This window comes from Microbacterium sp. nov. GSS16 (assembly GCF_028198145.1).
Classification (GTDB): Bacteria; Actinomycetota; Actinomycetes; order Actinomycetales; family Microbacteriaceae; genus Microbacterium.
Genome location: NZ_CP116338.1, coordinates 1,499,644 through 1,520,002 on the forward strand (window position 1 = coordinate 1,499,644; position 20,359 = coordinate 1,520,002).

Annotated in this window: 22 protein-coding genes and 1 pseudogene; 16 read left to right on the top strand and 7 right to left on the bottom strand. The window is 63.1% G+C overall.

The window, feature by feature from the left end:
• Positions 1–7 precede the first annotated feature (7 nt).
• A pseudogene (locus PGB26_RS13850) lies at positions 8–142 on the bottom strand (DUF2510 domain-containing protein); the annotation flags it as partial.
• Positions 143–307: 165 nt separating this feature from the next.
• Complete coding sequence (locus PGB26_RS07065) at positions 308–673, bottom strand: histone-like nucleoid-structuring protein Lsr2 (protein WP_271636971.1); 366 nt, start codon at positions 671–673, stop codon at positions 308–310.
• A 170-nt stretch (positions 674–843) separates the two neighbouring features.
• Here PGB26_RS07065 and PGB26_RS07070 point away from each other — a divergent pair, with 170 nt between their 5' ends.
• From PGB26_RS07070 to PGB26_RS13890, 3 genes are all read left to right on the top strand, one after another.
• Positions 844–1,749 carry a restriction endonuclease gene (locus tag PGB26_RS07070; protein WP_271636972.1) on the top strand — a complete coding sequence of 302 codons (906 nt, stop codon included), beginning with the start codon at positions 844–846 and terminating at the stop codon, positions 1,747–1,749.
• A gap of 122 nt (positions 1,750–1,871) precedes the next feature.
• A complete protein-coding gene (locus tag PGB26_RS13885; RefSeq protein WP_442922972.1) occupies positions 1,872–2,183 on the top strand; it encodes a DNA-binding protein in 312 nt (103 codons plus the stop codon).
• A gap of 7 nt (positions 2,184–2,190) precedes the next feature.
• A complete protein-coding gene (locus PGB26_RS13890) occupies positions 2,191–2,343 on the top strand; it encodes a hypothetical protein (protein WP_442922973.1) in 153 nt (50 codons plus the stop codon).
• 176 nt (positions 2,344–2,519) lie between these two features.
• Here PGB26_RS13890 and PGB26_RS07080 read toward each other — a convergent pair whose 3' ends face one another.
• Both PGB26_RS07080 and PGB26_RS07085 read right to left on the bottom strand, forming a co-directional pair.
• Complete coding sequence (locus tag PGB26_RS07080) at positions 2,520–2,981, bottom strand: hypothetical protein (protein WP_271636974.1); 462 nt, start codon at positions 2,979–2,981, stop codon at positions 2,520–2,522.
• 316 nt (positions 2,982–3,297) lie between these two features.
• Positions 3,298–3,942: a hypothetical protein gene (locus tag PGB26_RS07085; protein ID WP_271636975.1), complete on the bottom strand. Its 645-nt coding sequence runs from the start codon at positions 3,940–3,942 to the stop codon at positions 3,298–3,300.
• Positions 3,943–4,390: 448 nt separating this feature from the next.
• Here PGB26_RS07085 and PGB26_RS07090 point away from each other — a divergent pair, with 448 nt between their 5' ends.
• From PGB26_RS07090 to PGB26_RS07145, 12 genes are all read left to right on the top strand, one after another.
• Positions 4,391–5,155, top strand: coding sequence for an IS6-like element IS6100 family transposase (locus PGB26_RS07090; protein ID WP_001389365.1), 765 nt, complete (start codon positions 4,391–4,393; stop codon positions 5,153–5,155).
• A gap of 321 nt (positions 5,156–5,476) precedes the next feature.
• Positions 5,477–6,268: an ANT(3'')-Ia family aminoglycoside nucleotidyltransferase AadA2 gene (locus PGB26_RS07100; RefSeq protein ID WP_001206356.1), complete on the top strand. Its 792-nt coding sequence runs from the start codon at positions 5,477–5,479 to the stop codon at positions 6,266–6,268.
• A gap of 163 nt (positions 6,269–6,431) precedes the next feature.
• Positions 6,432–6,779 carry a quaternary ammonium compound efflux SMR transporter QacE delta 1 gene (locus PGB26_RS07105; protein ID WP_000679427.1) on the top strand — a complete coding sequence of 116 codons (348 nt, stop codon included), beginning with the start codon at positions 6,432–6,434 and terminating at the stop codon, positions 6,777–6,779.
• Positions 6,773–7,612 carry a sulfonamide-resistant dihydropteroate synthase Sul1 gene (gene sul1, locus PGB26_RS07110; protein WP_000259031.1) on the top strand — a complete coding sequence of 280 codons (840 nt, stop codon included), beginning with the start codon at positions 6,773–6,775 and terminating at the stop codon, positions 7,610–7,612. Before PGB26_RS07105 ends, sul1 begins: the two co-directional genes overlap by 7 nt.
• Positions 7,613–7,739: 127 nt before the next feature.
• Positions 7,740–8,315, top strand: a complete 576-nt coding sequence (locus PGB26_RS07115; protein WP_071894505.1) for a GNAT family N-acetyltransferase — start codon at positions 7,740–7,742, stop codon at positions 8,313–8,315.
• 115 nt (positions 8,316–8,430) lie between these two features.
• Entirely contained in the window at positions 8,431–8,484 is a 54-nt protein-coding gene (locus PGB26_RS13895; protein ID WP_011113070.1) for a chloramphenicol resistance leader peptide, read from the top strand.
• A 21-nt stretch (positions 8,485–8,505) separates the two neighbouring features.
• Positions 8,506–9,681, top strand: coding sequence for a chloramphenicol efflux MFS transporter Cmx (gene cmx / locus PGB26_RS07120; RefSeq protein WP_047217927.1), 1,176 nt, complete (start codon positions 8,506–8,508; stop codon positions 9,679–9,681).
• Positions 9,681–10,670: an IS481-like element IS5564 family transposase gene (locus PGB26_RS07125; protein ID WP_011113072.1), complete on the top strand. Its 990-nt coding sequence runs from the start codon at positions 9,681–9,683 to the stop codon at positions 10,668–10,670. Before cmx ends, PGB26_RS07125 begins: the two co-directional genes overlap by 1 nt.
• Positions 10,671–10,953: 283 nt before the next feature.
• On the top strand, positions 10,954–11,718 hold the full coding sequence (locus tag PGB26_RS07130; protein ID WP_271636978.1) for an IS6-like element IS6100 family transposase: 765 nt from the start codon (positions 10,954–10,956) through the stop codon (positions 11,716–11,718).
• A gap of 146 nt (positions 11,719–11,864) precedes the next feature.
• Complete coding sequence (locus PGB26_RS07135; protein ID WP_064846256.1) at positions 11,865–12,971, top strand: tyrosine-type recombinase/integrase; 1,107 nt, start codon at positions 11,865–11,867, stop codon at positions 12,969–12,971.
• Positions 12,968–13,300: a helix-turn-helix domain-containing protein gene (locus PGB26_RS07140; protein WP_064846257.1), complete on the top strand. Its 333-nt coding sequence runs from the start codon at positions 12,968–12,970 to the stop codon at positions 13,298–13,300. Before PGB26_RS07135 ends, PGB26_RS07140 begins: the two co-directional genes overlap by 4 nt.
• Positions 13,301–13,302: 2 nt before the next feature.
• Positions 13,303–14,823, top strand: coding sequence for a recombinase XerD (locus PGB26_RS07145; RefSeq protein ID WP_182818766.1), 1,521 nt, complete (start codon positions 13,303–13,305; stop codon positions 14,821–14,823).
• Between the two features lie 521 nt (positions 14,824–15,344).
• Here PGB26_RS07145 and PGB26_RS07150 read toward each other — a convergent pair.
• Together PGB26_RS07150 and PGB26_RS07155 are read right to left on the bottom strand one after the other, a co-directional pair.
• Positions 15,345–16,292, bottom strand: a complete 948-nt coding sequence (locus PGB26_RS07150; RefSeq protein ID WP_081473272.1) for an abortive infection family protein — start codon at positions 16,290–16,292, stop codon at positions 15,345–15,347.
• A 25-nt stretch (positions 16,293–16,317) separates the two neighbouring features.
• Positions 16,318–17,307 carry a C-terminal helicase domain-containing protein gene (locus tag PGB26_RS07155; RefSeq protein WP_182818768.1) on the bottom strand — a complete coding sequence of 330 codons (990 nt, stop codon included), beginning with the start codon at positions 17,305–17,307 and terminating at the stop codon, positions 16,318–16,320.
• Positions 17,308–17,343: 36 nt separating this feature from the next.
• On the opposite strand from PGB26_RS07155, the gene PGB26_RS07160 reads away from it, so the two are divergent.
• Positions 17,344–18,915, top strand: coding sequence for a recombinase family protein (locus PGB26_RS07160; RefSeq protein WP_271636979.1), 1,572 nt, complete (start codon positions 17,344–17,346; stop codon positions 18,913–18,915).
• Between the two features lie 334 nt (positions 18,916–19,249).
• Here the strand turns inward: PGB26_RS07160 and PGB26_RS07165 are convergent, their stop codons facing one another.
• Complete coding sequence (locus tag PGB26_RS07165; RefSeq protein ID WP_271636980.1) at positions 19,250–20,125, bottom strand: exopolyphosphatase; 876 nt, start codon at positions 20,123–20,125, stop codon at positions 19,250–19,252.
• Positions 20,126–20,359: the final 234 nt, after the last annotated feature.

Consider the following 20,359-nt stretch of genomic DNA (forward strand, 5'->3'; position numbering starts at 1 on the left):
ACGCGGCGCCGTCCCACCAGCGCATCTGCGTGAAATCAGCTGGGTCTGGATACCAGCCCGCCACCGGAGTGCTCGTCATCTCTCCACCGTTCCGCCGGCGAAGCCTCACGCGCTGCAGCGTCCCGAGTAGGCCGGCGATCATATGCGCAAAGCGCACGATCGGATACTGACCCCTTGACCCGGGTCCCCTTACACCCCTCGTCGAGCGGTGCTGTGCTCATCCTATGAGCAGCCACGGACATCGCCTGGCATGTGGCCGACAAGACGCTTCCCGCTGCGGCACAGTGCCGGCGTCCAACGCCGGAAATCAGTTCGCGGCGTCGTATGCCTCGAGCACGGACGCCGGCACACGGCCGCGGTCAGAGACCGCGTGTCCGTTCTTCCGCGCCCAGCTGCGCACGGCGCTGAGATCGCGCTTCGCACCCGCGCTGCTCTGGTTGGCCTGAGATCCGCGTCGCCCGCGCCCACGACTAGGGCGGCCGCCGGCAGGGACCCGGCGTCCAGCGTCGATCCACGGGTTGAGCGCATCGCGCAGAGCCAGCGCGTTCTTCTCCGAGAGGTCGATCTCGTACGGCCGCCCGTCGAGCGCGAAGCTCACCGTCTCGCCTGCGCCGTCGTCAAGGACCGCACCGTCGATGTCGTCGACGAGCTGGTGGATGATTCTGCGTGCCATAGTGCTGACGGTATCAGCGCGCCCGCGGGTTCACCGTTCCGAGAGCGCCCGAGCTGTGTCGCCATGCGCAGATAAGCTCGCGCTGAGACCCCGCTGTCGTATTCGCCGCGTCGATCTCCCCGAGCCCGAGCCCGAGCCCATGAACGTCCTTTCCAGAACAGCAGGTGAGTATGACCACCCTCACGGACACCGCTGCGCGCTTCTACGCCAACCTTGCCGATCGCGCTCAGGCGCTCGTCCGTAAAGAAGGGCCCGGAGTGCTCGGTGAGTTCTCGACTGCGGCAGCGGAGAGCTACGCCGCTGAAGTGCGATCGTTGGATGCTCACGTGAAGTCCGTTATCGCGAAGCGGTTGCCATGGATCGTGATCGGGTCTGTCGTCGTTCTCACCTCCGCCGTCGCTGCGGGTGTTGCGCTGGGAAACGCGCTTATCGCCCTCGTGATCTTCGCCGTGGGCTGTGTGATCCTCGCCCGGCTCTCTCCCGACATGGATGTGATCAAGTCAGCGAAGCATCAGGGGCTGGAGCATTTCCACTCGTGCATCCGAGCGGAGCTCGCGGCCGAGCAAGAGCGAGCAGATCGACAGCAAGAGGCCGCCAATCGACAGCTCGAGGCCGTCCTTGCCCCTGCTCGGCAGTCTCTCGCTCAGTGGCAGGTACTCCACGCACACCCCGACCAGCAGCCATACGGGGTGTCTGCGTTGGGCGCGGAGAGCTGGGTGCGGGACTGGATGATCCACATGGGTGCCGAGAATGCGACGGTGACTCGGTTCGTCGGCGACGGCGGCATCGACGTCGAGAACCAACACTTCATCGCACAAGTGAAGCACTACACCGGCACGGTGGGGGTCGCTGCTATTCGCGAGCACATCGGCGTGGCCGCCGTAGATGCTCAGGAGCGACGCCCTCTGTTCTTCACGTCAGGTGCATACGCCACCGGCGCTCTCGAGGCCGCCGAACGAGCAGCGATGCCCCTCTTCCTCTACAGCGTTGAGGAAGGCGAAGTCACCGCAGCGAACAGCTCGGCACACGTTCTGCTGGAGATCGGCTTGAACCCCAGCTGGTGGCCGAGAAGGTAACGCCGATGCGCACAGCGCCACCATGTTGCGGGTAGTAGTAGTAGTAGTACTACTACTACTACTACTACTACTACTACTACCCATGGTCGATGTAGGGGTCGTGATTGGTCGACACAGGGGTCGTGATCAACGAAGCCACACCGGAAGCCCGCATCCACGCCGCGACGGACGAGGTCGACCGCGAAGGCGTCAAGCCCGCCGTCGCATCAGTGCGGGAGCGCGCGAGCGTGAACAATGCTGATGCGACGCGGTACCTGCGGCAGTGGCGCGAAGGTCGGGCAGCGTCAGCCGCCACCATCGCTGCTCTGCCGGCAGCTCTCGTCGAGCACTCTCAGCGCGTCGCCGGCCGCCGACGAGAGACTCGATGCGGCAGATCGCGCCGCCGCGGCCTCGGCCGAGACGTATGCGGCCGAGAAGGCAGCGCTCGAGGCTGAAGTCGAGGTGGCTCGCAGCCAGTTAGGGCATGCCGTCGCGAAGCTTGAGGCGAAGAGACACGAGAACGCCGAGCTCGACAAGCAGATCATCGAAGAGCGCTCCGCAGCCCAGGCGCTTCGCACGACGATCAACGCGCCCATCGCTAACATCCCGTCCTGAGACGGCACAGCCGAGTAGATGCCCGAACCGACGAACGCGTGTCGATCGGTTCAGATACGAGCGCCCCAGCGACCCGTTCTCGTGCGGTGAACTCGTCGGGGCCACCGAGTACGAGTCATCGTGCCCGAGCCCCGTGCTGTGTGAAAACTGGTTCCGGCTATCGACAGGGCAAAGCGTCAGCTTTCCCCGGAGAGTCCGTGCCGACGATTGAACACTTCCTCGTACACCTCGTCGTCGATGATTCCTCGACGCATCGCGTCGCTGACCTCTGACCAGGTGCCGGGTGGGTCAACGATGAGGGAGTCGTAGCCGTCCGTCATGCCGCCCGGGACGTAGGGGAATCGCGTGAGTTCGTCCACGAGGCGGGCTCGAGAGATGCGTCCGGCGGCATAGCTCTGGCAGATCTCGAGTGGCGTCGACCCGGAGAAGTCGTCGGTTGGTTCCTGCGTGCTCACGCTGCCACCTCCGCTCTCTTGCGCTGAGGCTCTGAGGCGCACCGGCGACGTGATCAGGAAGTGAGCACGACGCTTGCGTTCAGCGCGTATCTGCTTCCGAGCACCGTCCATCGCCCTCTTCGGGTCGTCTACAGGACGCTCGATGTAGCTCGGCTGCGGATCATTCAGCTTGATCTTGCGCATCTCTGCACACTCCTCTGGCCCGAACACAGCGGCTCGCATCTACAGCAGAGCCCCTGGCCGTTCGGCCAGGGGCTCAATGAAAAACTCAGGCTGACTTCGCCAACTCCAGGATCCACTTCGGAGTCTTCGTCCGAGTTGCCTTGTTGCCTTCGACAACGATCCGGGCCGCGATCCGGCGCTCGGCTTGCGTTGGGGCAGGACGGCCAGCACGCTTCTCAAGCTCTGCCTGTGTCATCACGCACCTCCCTCTGTCCTATGTGCTTCAAGTATCCGTCACCGTAGCGAGAAAAGTCCACACCAGCACCGGTCATCAAGATCAACGCTCATCACGGACGCGTTCTTCCTTGCCGTTACCGGGAATCGAGGCTGCTGGCGTGTCCCCATTCGTGGTGGAGGACGGTTGGACGTCCGCGGCAGCCTCCGACCAGTCATCGGTTCCCACGCCGTCGCCCTTTGGATCGAAGGTCACGGCCGCCGCGACCTCGGCCAGGAACCGCTTCTCGTCCCTTTTCGCGAGCCGACTGCTCTGCAACGCCGCGACAGCTGCAGCACCCACACGACGTTCCATATCCTTCGCGTCCGGCTTCGTATACAGATTGAGCGCCCACTCAGCTCGCTGCCACCAGGAGTTCAGGCGCGCCTGATGGCGGGCACCGGAAAACGCCAGGGACGCGGCGACGACGGCCGCGAAGCCACCGAAGCCCGCAGTCGTCAGCCAGTTACTGACCCATGACCAACCGTCCGTATGCCACCAGCCGCCAACGCCAGTCCACCAGTCCGCGATGCTTTCACCCAGCGCATCGCCCCACAGCTGCCGAACGACCCCGCCGGCGAGGACGACGACGAGGCCGACGATCAACCAGACCCATTTCAAGTTGCGCGAGCTCGACTCCTCCTCAGTGGGCAGATCGGACACGATCGCCGACGCAGAGTCGTCGCTCGCCTGCTTGGTGGTGGACACGACGTCATCCTCTCAGAGAGCGCCGACACCTGCTGCAGGGCTCTACGACAGAACGCCAGATGCTGCCCGGCGTGGTCTTGAGTCGACATGCGATCCCGGGCGTAGGTCTGCTCGTTTCCGTGCAGATCCGCGGCCCTGCGTGTTAATCTCAGCTCAGCCCCATCTCACTTCAAGGGGTGTGAATCTAACCGCCGATAATCACAGTTATCCGAACTACTAGTCTGCGTATTGCATCAGATGAATCACCACGGTCCCCCGGGCGACATGGTGCTGCGAGACGTCTGGCGAGGGCTCTGACCTGCGCAGATGCCTCTCCGTACACGATGTCGAGCAGCGGTAAGGCGCCCGGGGCTGTGCGTGGACGCGTTTGAGCCGGTTACGCAGACAGGCTCTGTTGCAAAAATCGTGAAGCTTGAGCATGCTTGGCGGAGATTGGACGGACGGAACGATGACGGATTTCAAGTGGCGCCATTTCCAGGGTGATGTGATCCTGTGGGCGGTGCGCTGGTATTGTCGCTATCCGATCAGCTATCGCGACCTTGAGGAAATGCTGGCGGAACGCGGCATTTCGGTCGACCATACGACGATCTATCGCTGGGTCCAGTGCTACGCCCCGGAGATGGAGAAGCGGCTGCGCTGGTTCTGGCGGCGTGGCTTTGATCCGAGCTGGCGCCTGGATGAAACCTACGTCAAGGTGCGGGGCAAGTGGACCTACCTGTACCGGGCAGTCGACAAGCGGGGCGACACGATCGATTTCTACCTGTCGCCGACCCGCAGCGCCAAGGCAGCGAAGCGGTTCCTGGGCAAGGCCCTGCGAGGCCTGAAGCACTGGGAAAAGCCTGCCACGCTCAATACCGACAAAGCGCCGAGCTATGGTGCAGCGATCACCGAATTGAAGCGCGAAGGAAAGCTGGACCGGGAGACGGCCCACCGGCAGGTGAAGTATCTCAATAACGTGATCGAGGCCGATCACGGAAAGCTCAAGATACTGATCAAGCCGGTGCGCGGTTTCAAATCGATCCCCACGGCCTATGCCACGATCAAGGGATTCGAAGTCATGCGAGCCCTGCGCAAAGGACAGGCTCGCCCCTGGTGCCTGCAGCCCGGCATCAGGGGCGAGGTGCGCCTTGTGGAGAGAGCTTTTGGCATTGGGCCCTCGGCGCTGACGGAGGCCATGGGCATGCTCAACCACCATTTCGCAGCAGCCGCCTGATCGGCGCAGAGCGACAGCCTACCTCTGACTGCCGCCAATCTTTGCAACAGAGCCACCCAGTGGACATAAGCCTGTTCGGTTCGTAAGCTATAATGCAAGTAGCGTATGCGCTCACGCAACTGGTCCAGAACCTTGACCGAACGCAGCGGTGGTAACGGCGCAGTGGCGGTTTTCATGGCTTGTTATGACTGTTTTTTTGTACAGTCTATGCCTCGGGCATCCAAGCAGCAAGCGCGTTACGCCGTGGGTCGATGTTTGATGTTATGGAGCAGCAACGATGTTACGCAGCAGGGCAGTCGCCCTAAAACAAAGTTAGACATCATGAGGGAAGCGGTGACCATCGAAATTTCGAACCAACTATCAGAGGTGCTAAGCGTCATTGAGCGCCATCTGGAATCAACGTTGCTGGCCGTGCATTTGTACGGCTCCGCAGTGGATGGCGGCCTGAAGCCATACAGCGATATTGATTTGTTGGTTACTGTGGCCGTAAAGCTTGATGAAACGACGCGGCGAGCATTGCTCAATGATCTTATGGAGGCTTCGGCTTTCCCTGGCGAGAGCGAGACGCTCCGCGCTATAGAAGTCACCCTTGTCGTGCATGACGACATCATCCCGTGGCGTTATCCGGCTAAGCGCGAGCTGCAATTTGGAGAATGGCAGCGCAATGACATTCTTGCGGGTATCTTCGAGCCAGCCATGATCGACATTGATCTAGCTATCCTGCTTACAAAAGCAAGAGAACATAGCGTTGCCTTGGTAGGTCCGGCAGCGGAGGAATTCTTTGACCCGGTTCCTGAACAGGATCTATTCGAGGCGCTGAGGGAAACCTTGAAGCTATGGAACTCGCAGCCCGACTGGGCCGGCGATGAGCGAAATGTAGTGCTTACGTTGTCCCGCATTTGGTACAGCGCAATAACCGGCAAAATCGCGCCGAAGGATGTCGCTGCCGACTGGGCAATAAAACGCCTACCTGCCCAGTATCAGCCCGTCTTACTTGAAGCTAAGCAAGCTTATCTGGGACAAAAAGAAGATCACTTGGCCTCACGCGCAGATCACTTGGAAGAATTTATTCGCTTTGTGAAAGGCGAGATCATCAAGTCAGTTGGTAAATGATGTCTAACAATTCGTTCAAGCCGACCGCGCTACGCGCGGCGGCTTAACTCCGGCGTTAGATGCACTAAGCACATAATTGCTCACAGCCAAACTATCAGGTCAAGTCTGCTTTTATTATTTTTAAGCGTGCATAATAAGCCCTACACAAATTGGGAGATATATCATGAAAGGCTGGCTTTTTCTTGTTATCGCAATAGTTGGCGAAGTAATCGCAACATCCGCATTAAAATCTAGCGAGGGCTTTACTAAGCTTGCCCCTTCCGCCGTTGTCATAATCGGTTATGGCATCGCATTTTATTTTCTTTCTCTGGTTCTGAAATCCATCCCTGTCGGTGTTGCTTATGCAGTCTGGTCGGGACTCGGCGTCGTCATAATTACAGCCATTGCCTGGTTGCTTCATGGGCAAAAGCTTGATGCGTGGGGCTTTGTAGGTATGGGGCTCATAATTGCTGCCTTTTTGCTCGCCCGATCCCCATCGTGGAAGTCGCTGCGGAGGCCGACGCCATGGTGACGGTGTTCGGCATTCTGAATCTCACCGAGGACTCCTTCTTCGATGAGAGCCGGCGGCTAGACCCCGCCGGCGCTGTCACCGCGGCGATCGAAATGCTGCGAGTCGGATCAGACGTCGTGGATGTCGGACCGGCCGCCAGCCATCCGGACGCGAGGCCTGTATCGCCGGCCGATGAGATCAGACGTATTGCGCCGCTCTTAGACGCCCTGTCCGATCAGATGCACCGTGTTTCAATCGACAGCTTCCAACCGGAAACCCAGCGCTATGCGCTCAAGCGCGGCGTGGGCTACCTGAACGATATCCAAGGATTTCCTGACCCTGCGCTCTATCCCGATATTGCTGAGGCGGACTGCAGGCTGGTGGTTATGCACTCAGCGCAGCGGGATGGCATCGCCACCCGCACCGGTCACCTTCGACCCGAAGACGCGCTCGACGAGATTGTGCGGTTCTTCGAGGCGCGGGTTTCCGCCTTGCGACGGAGCGGGGTCGCTGCCGACCGGCTCATCCTCGATCCGGGGATGGGATTTTTCTTGAGCCCCGCACCGGAAACATCGCTGCACGTGCTGTCGAACCTTCAAAAGCTGAAGTCGGCGTTGGGGCTTCCGCTATTGGTCTCGGTGTCGCGGAAATCCTTCTTGGGCGCCACCGTTGGCCTTCCTGTAAAGGATCTGGGTCCAGCGAGCCTTGCGGCGGAACTTCACGCGATCGGCAATGGCGCTGACTACGTCCGCACCCACGCGCCTGGAGATCTGCGAAGCGCAATCACCTTCTCGGAAACCCTCGCGAAATTTCGCAGTCGCGACGCCAGAGACCGAGGGTTAGATCATGCCTAGCATTCACCTTCCGGCCGCCCGCTAGCGGACCCTGGTCAGGTTCCGCGAAGGTGGGCGCAGACATGCTGGGCTCGTCAGGATCAAACTGCACTATGAGGCGGCGGTTCATACCGCGCCAGGGGAGCGAATGGACAGCGAGGAGCCTCCGAACGTTCGGGTCGCCTGCTCGGGTGATATCGACGAGGTTGTGCGGCTGATGCACGACGCTGCGGCGTGGATGTCCGCCAAGGGAACGCCCGCCTGGGACGTCGCGCGGATCGACCGGACATTCGCGGAGACCTTCGTCCTGAGATCCGAGCTCCTAGTCGCGAGTTGCAGCGACGGCATCGTCGGCTGTTGCACCTTGTCGGCCGAGGATCCCGAGTTCTGGCCCGACGCCCTCAAGGGGGAGGCCGCATATCTGCACAAGCTCGCGGTGCGACGGACACATGCGGGCCGGGGTGTCAGCTCCGCGCTGATCGAGGCTTGCCGCCATGCCGCGCGAACGCAGGGGTGCGCCAAGCTGCGGCTCGACTGCCACCCGAACCTGCGTGGCCTATACGAGCGGCTCGGATTCACCCACGTCGACACTTTCAATCCCGGCTGGGATCCAACCTTCATCGCAGAACGCCTAGATGTGATGTCCAGGGACGTTGTTCTGGCCCCCGCCCGTAATGACACCGTGCCGATTCAAGAAGTATCTGTCCAGACCGCTCGCCATTGAAGGCATGTTAGAGTTTGGGGCATGTCGAGTCCCGAATCAGACAGGTCAGGGGTTGTCGGTCACACCGCCAGCCCCTTGAACCACTAGTTACGACGCCCACGATCTGTGTGGGCGTATGTCTGGCGTACCCGGGGCGCTGGCCGTGGTGACAAGAAGAACCATTTCTTGATCTCACACCTCGGAGTACTCGATGCCTTTTGCCCTCTACATGCTTGCCCTGGCGGTCTTCGTCATGGGCACTTCAGAATTCATGCTCGCGGGATTGCTCCCCGCGATCGCGACCGAACTTGACGTCTCGGTCGGCACTGCGGGCCTGCTGACCTCCGCATTCGCAGTCGGTATGGTCGTCGGCGCGCCAGTGATGGCGGCATTCGCTCGCCGTTGGCCACCGCGGCTCACATTGATCGTTTGCCTTCTCGTGTTCGCGGGAAGCCACGTCATCGGAGCGATGACACCAGTGTTCTCTCTCCTGCTCATCACCCGGGTGCTCAGCGCTCTCGCAAACGCAGGATTCCTCGCCGTAGCACTGAGCACGGCCACTACCCTCGTGCCAGCGAACCAGAAGGGGCGTGCACTGTCGATCCTGCTCTCCGGCACGACGATCGCAACCGTCGTGGGCGTCCCCGCCGGGGCACTGCTCGGCACAGCGCTGGGCTGGCGAACGACGTTCTGGGCGATCGCCATCCTCTGTATTCCCGCGGCCGTTGGAGTCATTCGTGGCGTCACGAACAATGTTGGTCGGAGCGAGACTAGCGCGACCTCACCAAGGCTCCGTGTCGAGCTCAGCCAGTTGGCGACGCCGCGGCTCATCCTGGCCATGGTACTCGGAGCGCTGATCAACGGAGGGACCTTTGCGGCATTCACCTTCCTGGCACCCATCGTGACCGAGACCGCGGGCTTGGCCGAAGCGTGGGTGTCCGTCGCGCTGGTGATGTTCGGCATCGGATCGTTCCTTGGCGTCACGATCGCAGGACGACTATCAGATCAACGACCTGGCCTCGTGCTCGCAGTCGGCGGACCGCTATTGCTGACAGGCTGGATCGTGTTGGCAGTGGTCGCATCTCATCCCGTCGCGCTTATCGTCCTCGTCCTCGTTCAGGGATTCCTGTCGTTCGGCGTCGGCAGTACTCTGATCACGCGTGTGCTGTATGCAGCATCGGGTGCGCCAACGATGGGCGGTTCGTACGCAACCGCAGCATTGAATATCGGAGCTGCAGCGGGGCCCGTGCTTGGTGCGCTCGGGCTCGCGACCGGGCTGGGGCTGCTCGCGCCGGTTTGGGTCGCTTCGGTGCTGACAGCGATCGCTCTCGTCATCATGCTTCTCACCAGACGCGCGCTTACGAAGACCGCGGCGGAGGCCAATTGATGACCCATCCGAACGCTCTTCTCACTCCTCGTGCCCGTCTCCGGTTAGCCCGGCTGATTGTCGAAGACGGCTATCCGGCCACGATCGCCGCAAAGATGTTCATGGTCTCCCCGATCACTGCCCGGAAATGGGCAGGCCGCTACCGGGAAGAGGGTGAGTTTGGGATGCAGGATCGCTCCAGCAAGCCGCACCGGATCCCAGGCAGGACGCCCGAGCATGTCAAGAAGAAGATCATCAACCTGCGCTGGCGGCTTCGACTGGGGCCAGCCCAGATCGCTGCGCGACTTGGTCTCTCGACGTCGACTGTTCACGCGGTCCTCGTCCGTTGCCGCGTGAACCGCCTCTCGCATATCGATCGTGTCACTGGCGAGCCATTGCGGCGATATGAGCATCCTCATCCGGGATCGTTGATTCATGTCGATGTCACGAAGTTCGGCAACATCCCCGACGGCGGTGGACATCGTTACGTAGGTCGGCAGCAAGGCGCACGGAACAAGCTCGCGACTCCGGGATTACCACGAGGAAAAGATCACAAGCCGCGCACCGGGACGGCGTTCGTTCACACAGTCATCGACGACCACTCCCGCGTCGCATACGCAGAAATCTGGTCGGATGAGCAGGCGAGCACAGCGGTGGGAGTTCTCGAACGCGCCGTGGCCTGGTTCGCCGAACGAGGCGTGACCGTCGAGCGAGTCCTATCCGACAACGGGTCGGCATACAGATCCCACGCATGGAGGGACTTCTGCGCTCGGCTCGGCATCCGACACAAGCGGACACGCCCCTACCGGCCGCAGACGAACGGGAAGATCGAGCGATTCCACCGCACGCTCGGGGACGGCTGGGCCTATGCCAGGTTTTACGGTTCAGAGGCCGAACGACGCCTGGCGCTGCCCGGCTGGCTCCACTTCTACAACCACCACCGACACCACTCTGCGATTGGCGGCGTACCCTTCGACCGACTCAACAACGTCCCTGGACATCACACCTAGAACTCGAAATCTAACGTCCGTTCGGGCATCGAGGTCCATGTCGGGGTGGGACGGGCCCGTGGCTTCAAGATCACTTGCAGTCCGACCGCGATGTCTTGGTTGCGCGAGAGGTTGTCGATATGGCTCTGTTGCAAAAATCGTGAAGCTTGAGCATGCTTGGCGGAGATTGGACGGACGGAACGATGACGGATTTCAAGTGGCGCCATTTCCAGGGTGATGTGAGGCTCTGTTGCAAAAATCGTGAAGCTTGAGCATGCTTGGCGGAGATTGGACGGACGGAACGATGACGGATTTCAAGTGGCGCCATTTCCAGGGTGATGTGATCCTGTGGGCGGTGCGCTGGTATTGTCGCTATCCGATCAGCTATCGCGACCTTGAGGAAATGCTGGCGGAACGCGGCATTTCGGTCGACCATACGACGATCTATCGCTGGGTCCAGTGCTACGCCCCGGAGATGGAGAAGCGGCTGCGCTGGTTCTGGCGGCGTGGCTTTGATCCGAGCTGGCGCCTGGATGAAACCTACGTCAAGGTGCGGGGCAAGTGGACCTACCTGTACCGGGCAGTCGACAAGCGGGGCGACACGATCGATTTCTACCTGTCGCCGACCCGCAGCGCCAAGGCAGCGAAGCGGTTCCTGGGCAAGGCCCTGCGAGGCCTGAAGCACTGGGAAAAGCCTGCCACGCTCAATACCGACAAAGCGCCGAGCTATGGTGCAGCGATCACCGAATTGAAGCGCGAAGGAAAGCTGGACCGGGAGACGGCCCACCGGCAGGTGAAGTATCTCAATAACGTGATCGAGGCCGATCACGGAAAGCTCAAGATACTGATCAAGCCGGTGCGCGGTTTCAAATCGATCCCCACGGCCTATGCCACGATCAAGGGATTCGAAGTCATGCGAGCCCTGCGCAAAGGACAGGCTCGCTCCTGGTGCCTGCAGCCCGGCATCAGGGGCGAGGTGCGCCTTGTGGAGAGAGCTTTTGGCATTGGGCCCTCGGCGCTGACGGAGGCCATGGGCATGCTCAACCACCATTTCGCAGCAGCCGCCTGATCGGCGCAGAGCGACAGCCTACCTCTGACTGCCGCCAATCTTTGCAACAGAGCCCGCAGACACGCCGTTGACCAGCACGTATACCCTTGGCGTCTCATCGGATGCATCATTGACTCATTGGATGCAACCGCGGAACGAGGTGTCGGATGCACGTCGACGGTGTGGGTCGGGTCTCGGTGGTGCCCTCGCTGCCGGTCCTTCGGCCCGAGGAGCAGGTGCTCCAGCTCATGCTGGACGGCTGGCGCAACCAGCAGCTCTCCAGGAACCTGCAGTTCGCGACGATCGAGCAGCGGCTGCGCTGTGTGCGCCGGTTCGTTGAGCACATGAACGAGGATCCGTGGAACTGGACGCCGGCGATGGTCGAGGAGTTCTCGGCCGACCTGCGCACCGTCCGACACGTCTCTCGCTCCACGCTGCGCAGCTACCACTCTGCGCTTCGGGCGTTCACGAGCTACGTCAGCAACCCCGACTACGGATGGGACCGGGTCTGCGAGCAGTACTTCGGCACCCACCCGGCGCAGGTCTTCTTCGACTGGAACTCCGCACCGCACGTCCAGGAGTACGACGGCGGACCCACGAAGCGTCCCTACACGCGGTCCGAGCTCGATCGACTCTTCGTCTACGCCGACGATGAGGTCGAACGCATGGGGCGGTCGGGACGCAAGGGCTGGCAGGCGGCCTATCGCGATGCGGTCATGATGAAGATCGCCTACGCCTACGGCCTCCGCTTCAACGAGTTGCGACACCTGCAGCTCGTCGACTTCGCCCGCAACCCGCATGCGCGCGAGTTCGGCCGGTTCGGCGTCTGCAAGGTCCGCTACGGCAAGTCAAAGCGCTCCTCGCCCTACAAACCCCGCAGCGTGCTCACCGTCTGGCGATGGACGCCTCCGATCCTCGAGGACTGGCTCGCCAACGGTCGCGGTGAGCCCGACACACTCGACCTGTTCCCCAGCGAACGCGGCGGCCTGGTCGGAGAACCGGCGCTGCTGCGCCGGCTACGCCGCTACTGCGACGAGCTCGGACTTTCGGACGGGCTCGATCTGCACTCGTTCCGACGCTCCTACGCTACGCATCTGTTGGAGGCTGGCTGGGACCCACGGTTCGTCCAGGACCAGATGGGGCACGAGTACGCCTCGACGACCGGCATCTACCAGTTCGTCGGCGACGAGTTCCGGCGCAGCACGCTCCGCAGCGCTCTCGACAGGACCGTCAACGAGGCCCTGGCCCGCACCACGAAGGATGGAACACCATGAAACGCAAGGTCGACTACCAGTGGCGCCTGGCCGAGCTGATGGCGGCCAGAGGTCTGCACAACACGACCGATCTCATCCCGCTGCTCGGCGAACGGGACATCACGCTCTCCCGACCGCAGGTCTACCGCCTCGTCAATCAGCGGCCGGAGCGCGTCTCGCTCCAAGTTATCGCCGCACTCTGCGACATCTTCGAGTGCACACCAGCCGATCTGGTCACGACAACCGCCGCGGACGTCCGGCGCCGGAAGACCGCGACCGAGCCCGGCTCCAACGTCGTCAGCCTCGACCGATCAGTTCGACCCCGGCGCGCGAACATTCTCGACGAGTAGGGATGGCTGCCGTGGCGAGTCGAGGACCAGCAGGCCTGTCCCCCCGCTCCACCATCCAGGGTCGTCCACGCATCACCTCGACGACCGGGAACCCGTGCGCACGCTGCGGCCGCAAGATCCCGCGGGTCGCCGTCACATGGCCGGAGGGCCGGCTCTGCAACATCTGCTACTACAACGCCGTCCACACCCGAGGCGTCTGCCCGGAGTGCCTCCAAGACCGCCTGCTACCAGGACCCGCAAGCGCCGGCGGCGGTCCGATCTGCGCGACCTGCGCGGAGATCCCCCACGACTTCCATTGCGACAGCTGCGACACCGAAGCCGGGCATCACCGAGGGCGGCTCTGCGCCCGATGTGCGCTTCGCGCCGACCTCCACCAGGTCCTCGGCGGCGAGCCGGAACACCCCGCTCTGCGCGGTCTGGTCGACGCGCTATGCGCATCCGAGCGACCCGAGTCGATCCTCGTCTGGAAGCGATCCCCCAAGGTCCAGACGCTCCTGCGTGGCCTTGGCGACGGCACGATCCCGATCTCCCACGAAGGCCTCGACGCCGTTCCCGGCAAGCCGACCGAACACATCCGAGCACTCCTGCAACATCACGGCCTACTCCCCTACCGCGATGCCTACCTGCACCGATTCGAGGAGTGGATCGCCGTCAAGTTAGAAGGGCTCCCCGCCGAGGTCCGTCAGCCCGTCCAGCACTTCGCGACCTGGCACCACCTACGCAACATCCGCGCCAAATCCGAAGCAGGCGCCAACACGCGCGGCCCGGTGCACTCAGCGAAGCAAGAGATCACCGAGACAGTCAAGTTCCTGACCTGGCTGCACCAGACACACCACCGCACCGCCGCGACCTGCACCCAGCAAGACGCCGACGAGTGGCTGGCAGGCGGACCGACCACTCGCACCATGATCAGGAACTTCTTCCAGCTCGCCAAGAAGTCCCGCTTGAACACCGGTGTCACGGTCGCGCATCGCACTCCCCGATCGAGCCCGTCCCTGAGCCAGGAGCAGAGACTTGCCTGGATCCGCGAATTGCTCACCGGGACCAGCGAGTCACTCCCCTACCGCGTCGCCGGCATGCTCCTGCTCCTCTACGCGCAACCACTGGTCAAAGTCGTCACTCTGACGACCGAGGCCATCGCCGAGAGCCCTCACGGCATGAGAATCCAGCTCGGCCGCCATCCAGTGGACGTGCCTGAGCCGTTCGCCAACATGATCCGCCAGCACCGCGATGCTCGGCCCAACCTCCGGACAGCGGCAGGGACGGACAGCCCCTGGATGTTCCCAAGCATCCTCGCCGGACGACACCTCCACCCCAACACCGTGATGGACAGACTGCGAGCCCTCGGCGTGAACCTCCTCGGCGCCCGCAACAGCGCCCTCGGCGAGCTCGTCCTCCAATGCCCACCGTCGCTAGTCGCCGACGCACTCGGCTACAGCCACCACGTCGCCTTCCTCCACGCCGAAAAGTCCGCAGAACCGTGGGCCCGATATGCGGCCCGCCACGCGGGCGACCAGCGATAGCCGGCGACCACCACGATCTGCCCAGCCATGCTCGCGTTCAGTTACACCAGGATGGTCTGGCCGTCGGCCTGCTGGATGTCCAGCAACAGATGCCCGCGCCCGCGGCTCGTCCTCACCACGGAACCGAACCCAGGGCACGACATGCGCCCGGGCATGCCGCCGCGGTCAGCGCGCTCCGGTGGCACGAAGTGGTGGCCACCGGAGCGCACTGGGTCAGTGTCTGCTGTCCTCGATAGGTGTCAGCATGACAAGTACGGCTGCGGCGGCGCAGGAAGATGCGGGTGCGGACGCTGGCGTTCCACAGACGCTGCATGAGATTCATGATGGCCTCACTTTTCACACGGGAGCACTTCGATGTGGCTGGTCCTGTGTGGTGAGTGCCCCGAGGCTTCTTGGGGCGGTCTGCTCCGCCCGACGTCAGGCTTCGCGCGTGGTCTGTCCTGCCATTTCGCAGTCTACGCTGCTCGGTTGGAGTGCGGAAGAGCGGTGGAGTTCCGCTTGCGGATTGGAGTGGAGAAGCGTCAGAAGGAGGAGCCCAGCGCAGCCTTTTGCTCATGGGAGGTTTCGTGCCAGGTGTCGGCGATGAACTGCGCGACTGCAACAGTCGAGTTGAACACGAGGCGTGCATGTCGTGGAGTCGCGGGGCTCTCGTTGACGGAGCCATGCCCGTCGCCGATTGAGTTGCGTGCCTCCGCGACGGACTGCACGAGAGTGGAGAGGGCGCGCATCGCTTTGCGGAGGGCGTCGCTGCCGCGCTTGCTGCCGTCTACCGCGTCGGCATTGATCGCGAGTGCCGATGCGGTGCTTGCGAAAAGAGCCGGGAGCTCGTCTCGTTCGGAGAACTCGATATCCAGATCCGTGAGCACGATCTTGCACTGGCTCTCGAGGAGGTTCTTGCAGGAGGAGATCGCCGCAGCGGGATCTGAGCTGAGGTCGCGGTTGATTAGATCGAGGTGACGGCGCAGCACAGAGTTCTCGGTGAGGTCGGGCGTCTTGGCGAGCGTTAGCTCGGTTGGGGCGTAATACGCGGAAATCTGACGCCAGCCATAGATGATGCGATCTCCGAAACGGTCTGTCTCGATGAGCTCATACCCATCTCGGCGGAGGGTGTCATTGTAGGCAGCGACCATCGCGGCAGCGGCGTCTGGATCGTCGCGGACAATGGGATGGACTGTCTCGGCTAAGAAGTTGAGGAACGTCTCGTCGCTGCCGTTACGAAGCTGGAAACGGTCGTCGTTGAAGACCCAGTCATCCTCCCAGTCCCAGTTGTTCACCATGTGCTGGTAGATGTCGCCGCTGGCAGTGCGGTACCTGTGGTCTCTGCTCGGCAGCTCCTCCAAGTCGTAGAGCCGGGCGAGGAACTGCGGATGCTGCAGCCGCCCCGACCAGTCGTACTCGGAAAGCGAGAGCCAATCGAACACGTTTGAGCGCGTCTGGCGAGAGATCCGCGCGCGGTTCGTTGGCGTCATGCACTAAGAATATCGGCCGCATACATCAGGAAATCGACCGCCTCTGACTCCGTCTGGACCGCACTTCCTCCGGGGAGTGCTCGGTCTGCTGAAGGCTCACGAGCACGCCCTGGGCGCGTTCGTAGTCGACGCGCTGAGCATCGTCGCCGGGCACCGCTCCGAGTGGGCTGCTCGAGGTGACGCCCCACCGGTCGCGGTACGCAATGACCGCCCGTGCCGCAGCCTCACCCTCTGCGGGAGCGGTCTCGTCGAGTCCCGTCAACCAGGGCTCTGGCTGCTTGAGGAGCTTCTCGACCAGGGCATCGATGCGCTGCTCCATGAGCTGCTCCCGCTCGTCGAGGGCTTGCCTCATCGCGGGATCGGTGATCCCGGTCGCGCGCGGGACCAGGCCGGCGATCATCCTGGCGGTCCGCTGCGGAGCAGGCTGGTAGGCCGCCGTGATGCGCTGGAGCCTGTAACGCAGCAGCGACCCGAGATCCTGCACCTCGTCCAGTCCTCCAACCTGGATGATGCGCGGGAGAAGACTGTCGATGTCGTGCCCGTCGGCTTCGAGCCTGCGCAGCTCGGTGGTGAGGATCCCGAAGGCGTCTGTCTCGACGAGCTCGTCGATCGTCTCCGCCGTGAGGCCTCCGGCGTGCAGGAGGGCGATCCAGCGTTCCTGTCCGGCGACTTGTGCGATGGTGTCGTACTCGGCCGCGAGTTGCTCGAGTGAGCCCCAGAAGTCCTGCTCCACGGTGATCGTGTCGTGTGCGGAGAGCTCTGCGCCAGGGTGCTGCAGGATCCCGTAGAGGATGCTCCGGGCGGTGTTCTGCAGGTCCTCACGGTGCTGATGCTCCTCGAGGTGATGCTCGTCGGTGGCGACGTAGACGCGGTTGGATTCGCGGCCGCGGGTCATCGCGACGTAGAGGGATTCTCGGGTCACTTCCGGTGAGTGGACGACCGCGTGTGCGGTGTCGACGGTGGCCCCTTGGGCACGGTGCGCGGTGACGGCGTAGCCGAGGTTCTGTAAACGCACCTACCTCTCACATGAGTAGGAAGGTGGGACCGAAGCATGGGCCACGAACAGCAGGAACAGACCACGGAGCCGTTGCTGGCGGTGGTGTACGTGAGGATCAGTGATGACCCGGAGGGCACCGAGCGTGGAGTTGACCGGCAGGAGGCCGACTGCCGCGCCTACGCCGAAGCGCACGGGTGGGAAGTCGTGGCGGTGTTTCGGGAGAATGACACCTCGGCGTTCAAGCAGCGCACGATCACGTTGCCCTCGGGTGAGCGGGTGCGGCGGGTGATCCGTCCGCAGTTCCGCGCCATGCTCAAGCATCTGAGCGACGGGCAGTCGCAGGTGATGGTCGCGTACGACTTGGATCGGGCGGTGCGTGACCCCCGGGATTTGGAGGACTTGATCGACGCGAAAGTCCTCGGCGGGTTCACTGTCCGCTCCGTGACCGGCTCGCTTCGGTTGGACACCGATTCCGATGTGGCGATGGCCAGGGTGTTGGTGGCGATGGCGAACAAGTCCTCAGCAGACACCGCAAGACGTGTCGCCCGTTCAGCGAAGCAGCAGGCGGTCGAGGGTGCCTGGCATGGGGGCAGGGTGCCGTTCGGATACCGCGCCGAGAAAGGCGTCCTCGTTATTGATCCGGTGACCGGGCCGATAGTGGTCGAGGCCATGCAGCGGGTGCTGGCGGGTGAGTCGCTGTACCGGATTCGCAAGGACTGGAATGAGCGTGGAGTTCTCACAACCCACGGGTGCGCGTGGTCGGATCGGACGCTAAAGCTAATGCTGCGCAACCCCTCCATCAAGGGGGTGCGTGAGTATCGTCCAATCCTGCCGGACGGGAGCCGAGCGAAGACATCGAAGATGCAGGTGAAGGCGGCATGGCCCGCGATCGTGGACGAGGACACCTGGCAGCAAGTCTCCGACATCCTCGACGCCCGAAAGAAGGCCAGGAACTTCCATCAGCCAGGCAGCGGGGCGGCGAAACGCATGTATCCGTTCTCGGGGCTGATCCGCTGCTCTGCCTGCGGAACGACAATGGTGCACCGGGGCAACGTGTACCAGTGCGTGCAGGCCACGCGCGGCGGGTGTCACCGGTCGATCCGCTCTGCCGACATCTCAAAGCTCGTAGAAGAGGCGGTGCTCGCGACCTTCGAGCAGATCACCCTCCACCCCAGCAAACGCCGTGAGTCCGGTGCTGATCTCGTGACGCGCGTCGGGCTTGCCGCGAGGCTCGACGCGGATCGGGAGCGTCTGGCGCGGTTGGATGATGACCATTACGACGGGCTGATCGACAAGGCCATGTGGATGCGGCAGCGGGCGAGGATCGCCGAGCGGATCGAGGCCACCCGTCGCGAGTACACCGCCGCCCTGCCCGAACAGTACGCGGGGCCGGGCATCGACGTGACCACCGTCGCCACGGAGTGGTCAGGGCGCACTCCGCTGTGGCAGTACCAGGCCGCAAGCCTGATCCTCGAAGCCGTACTCATTCACGCCCTCCCGGAAGGGATGAACGGTGCGACACCAGCCCGCCGTCGTAACGAGAGCGTCGAAGCGTTCCACGTCCGCCGTGCCGCTTACCGTGCCGACATCCTCGCCCGCCGGGTCGAGTTCATCTGGCGCGCCTGACCCCCAACGAATCGGGTGCTCTTGGCCCCGCGCCCTGGCCAGCGTAACCGGTCTACGGAGAGGGGCCTCGTCGCGTCACGGCCACCGCCCGCTTCGTCGGACGGGGTGTCGCGCACAGCCCTCGTAGCTCGGTCAGCACTGTCGGATCGCTCACCGTTGAAGAGAATCCCTGCGCCTGGCGAGAAGCAGCAGCCAGGCGCGCCCCCAGTGTGGAATCGGCAGGAGGTGTCGGCGACGCGGAGCAGGAGGACGAGACAGCAGAGGCAGCGGTACAAGTAGTGGCGGGAGTGCTCATACTGACAGGTGCGACGCTTCACCCGCGCACCGTCGAGACTCAGGGAACGTCCGACTTATCCGGCTTCGCGGCCCAGATCGCGGCCAACAGGCCGGTGTCGCAACGCAGCGAGTCGAGGGGTTCGCCGCCAAGTAAGCGCAGCAGAACACCATCGCCGGTCGCAGTACCCGCGTGTTTCGGAGCAGGATGCCCCAACACGATCCGCAACAACGCCGACCAGGACCTCGGCGGCACGCCCAGCAGCACCGGCACCGTGTGGTCGCGACGCAGCACCTCCACCGCGTTCGAGCGGGAGGTCAGATCAGCAAGCCGGTAGGCGACATGCTCTACGCAATCGGCCACCAGCACCGCATCCCACCCCGCCGAGGCGAAGAGCTCCACTATCTCTGACAGGGCCGTAGCGACCCTGGCGCAGTCGCCGTCCTGTGACTCGTCTTCGTCGTCGGTCTCGGCAGTGACGGCGAAGGCAGGATGGTAGTCGGCCAGGTTCTCTCGTTCGGCGAACCGGATGGCATCGTGGAATCCGGCGATCCTGGACGTGTGCCGAACCTTGCCGGTGGAGACCAGCATCCCCGCAGCCCGAACCTCGACGCCGCAGGTGATCTGCACGGCGCGAGTCACCACCGCCCACGGATTATCGGCCTTCCGCGTTGAGGGGGCGAGCATGACCTCGAACGCTGCCGAGGCAACCTCCCAGGCATCCAACCCGTGCTTACGGGCCAATGGCTGGTACTTGACCGCCGTGTATCGCATCAGCTCCGCCGCCTCACGATCACCCTGCCAGGCTCCAGGCCCGGACTCATGCAAGCGAATCAGCAGAGCACGTAGTCCCTCTGGTGTCTCGAACTCGTGGCTGGCCGAGCCAGCCAGGGCCGCAGCATCGTCGCCTGCTATGGGTGGGGTGTGTTCGGTCACGGTGGCGCCTCCCGTGAAGGAGGTGCGCCACCGACACCCACGCCCGGGCGCCTGTTACCGGGTCTCTACGCCGGCCACCCGCCGACAGACGCTTTGCGTGGCTCGCGCAAAAGCAGTGCACGGTCCTGTTGGAGCCGCGTGGCTTGCCGAGAGCCCGACTTGCGGTCTTGCTCGCTATCGATCCCCTGTCCGGGACCGTCCCCTCTGGTGGGCCGAATCGCTACGTGGAGTTTT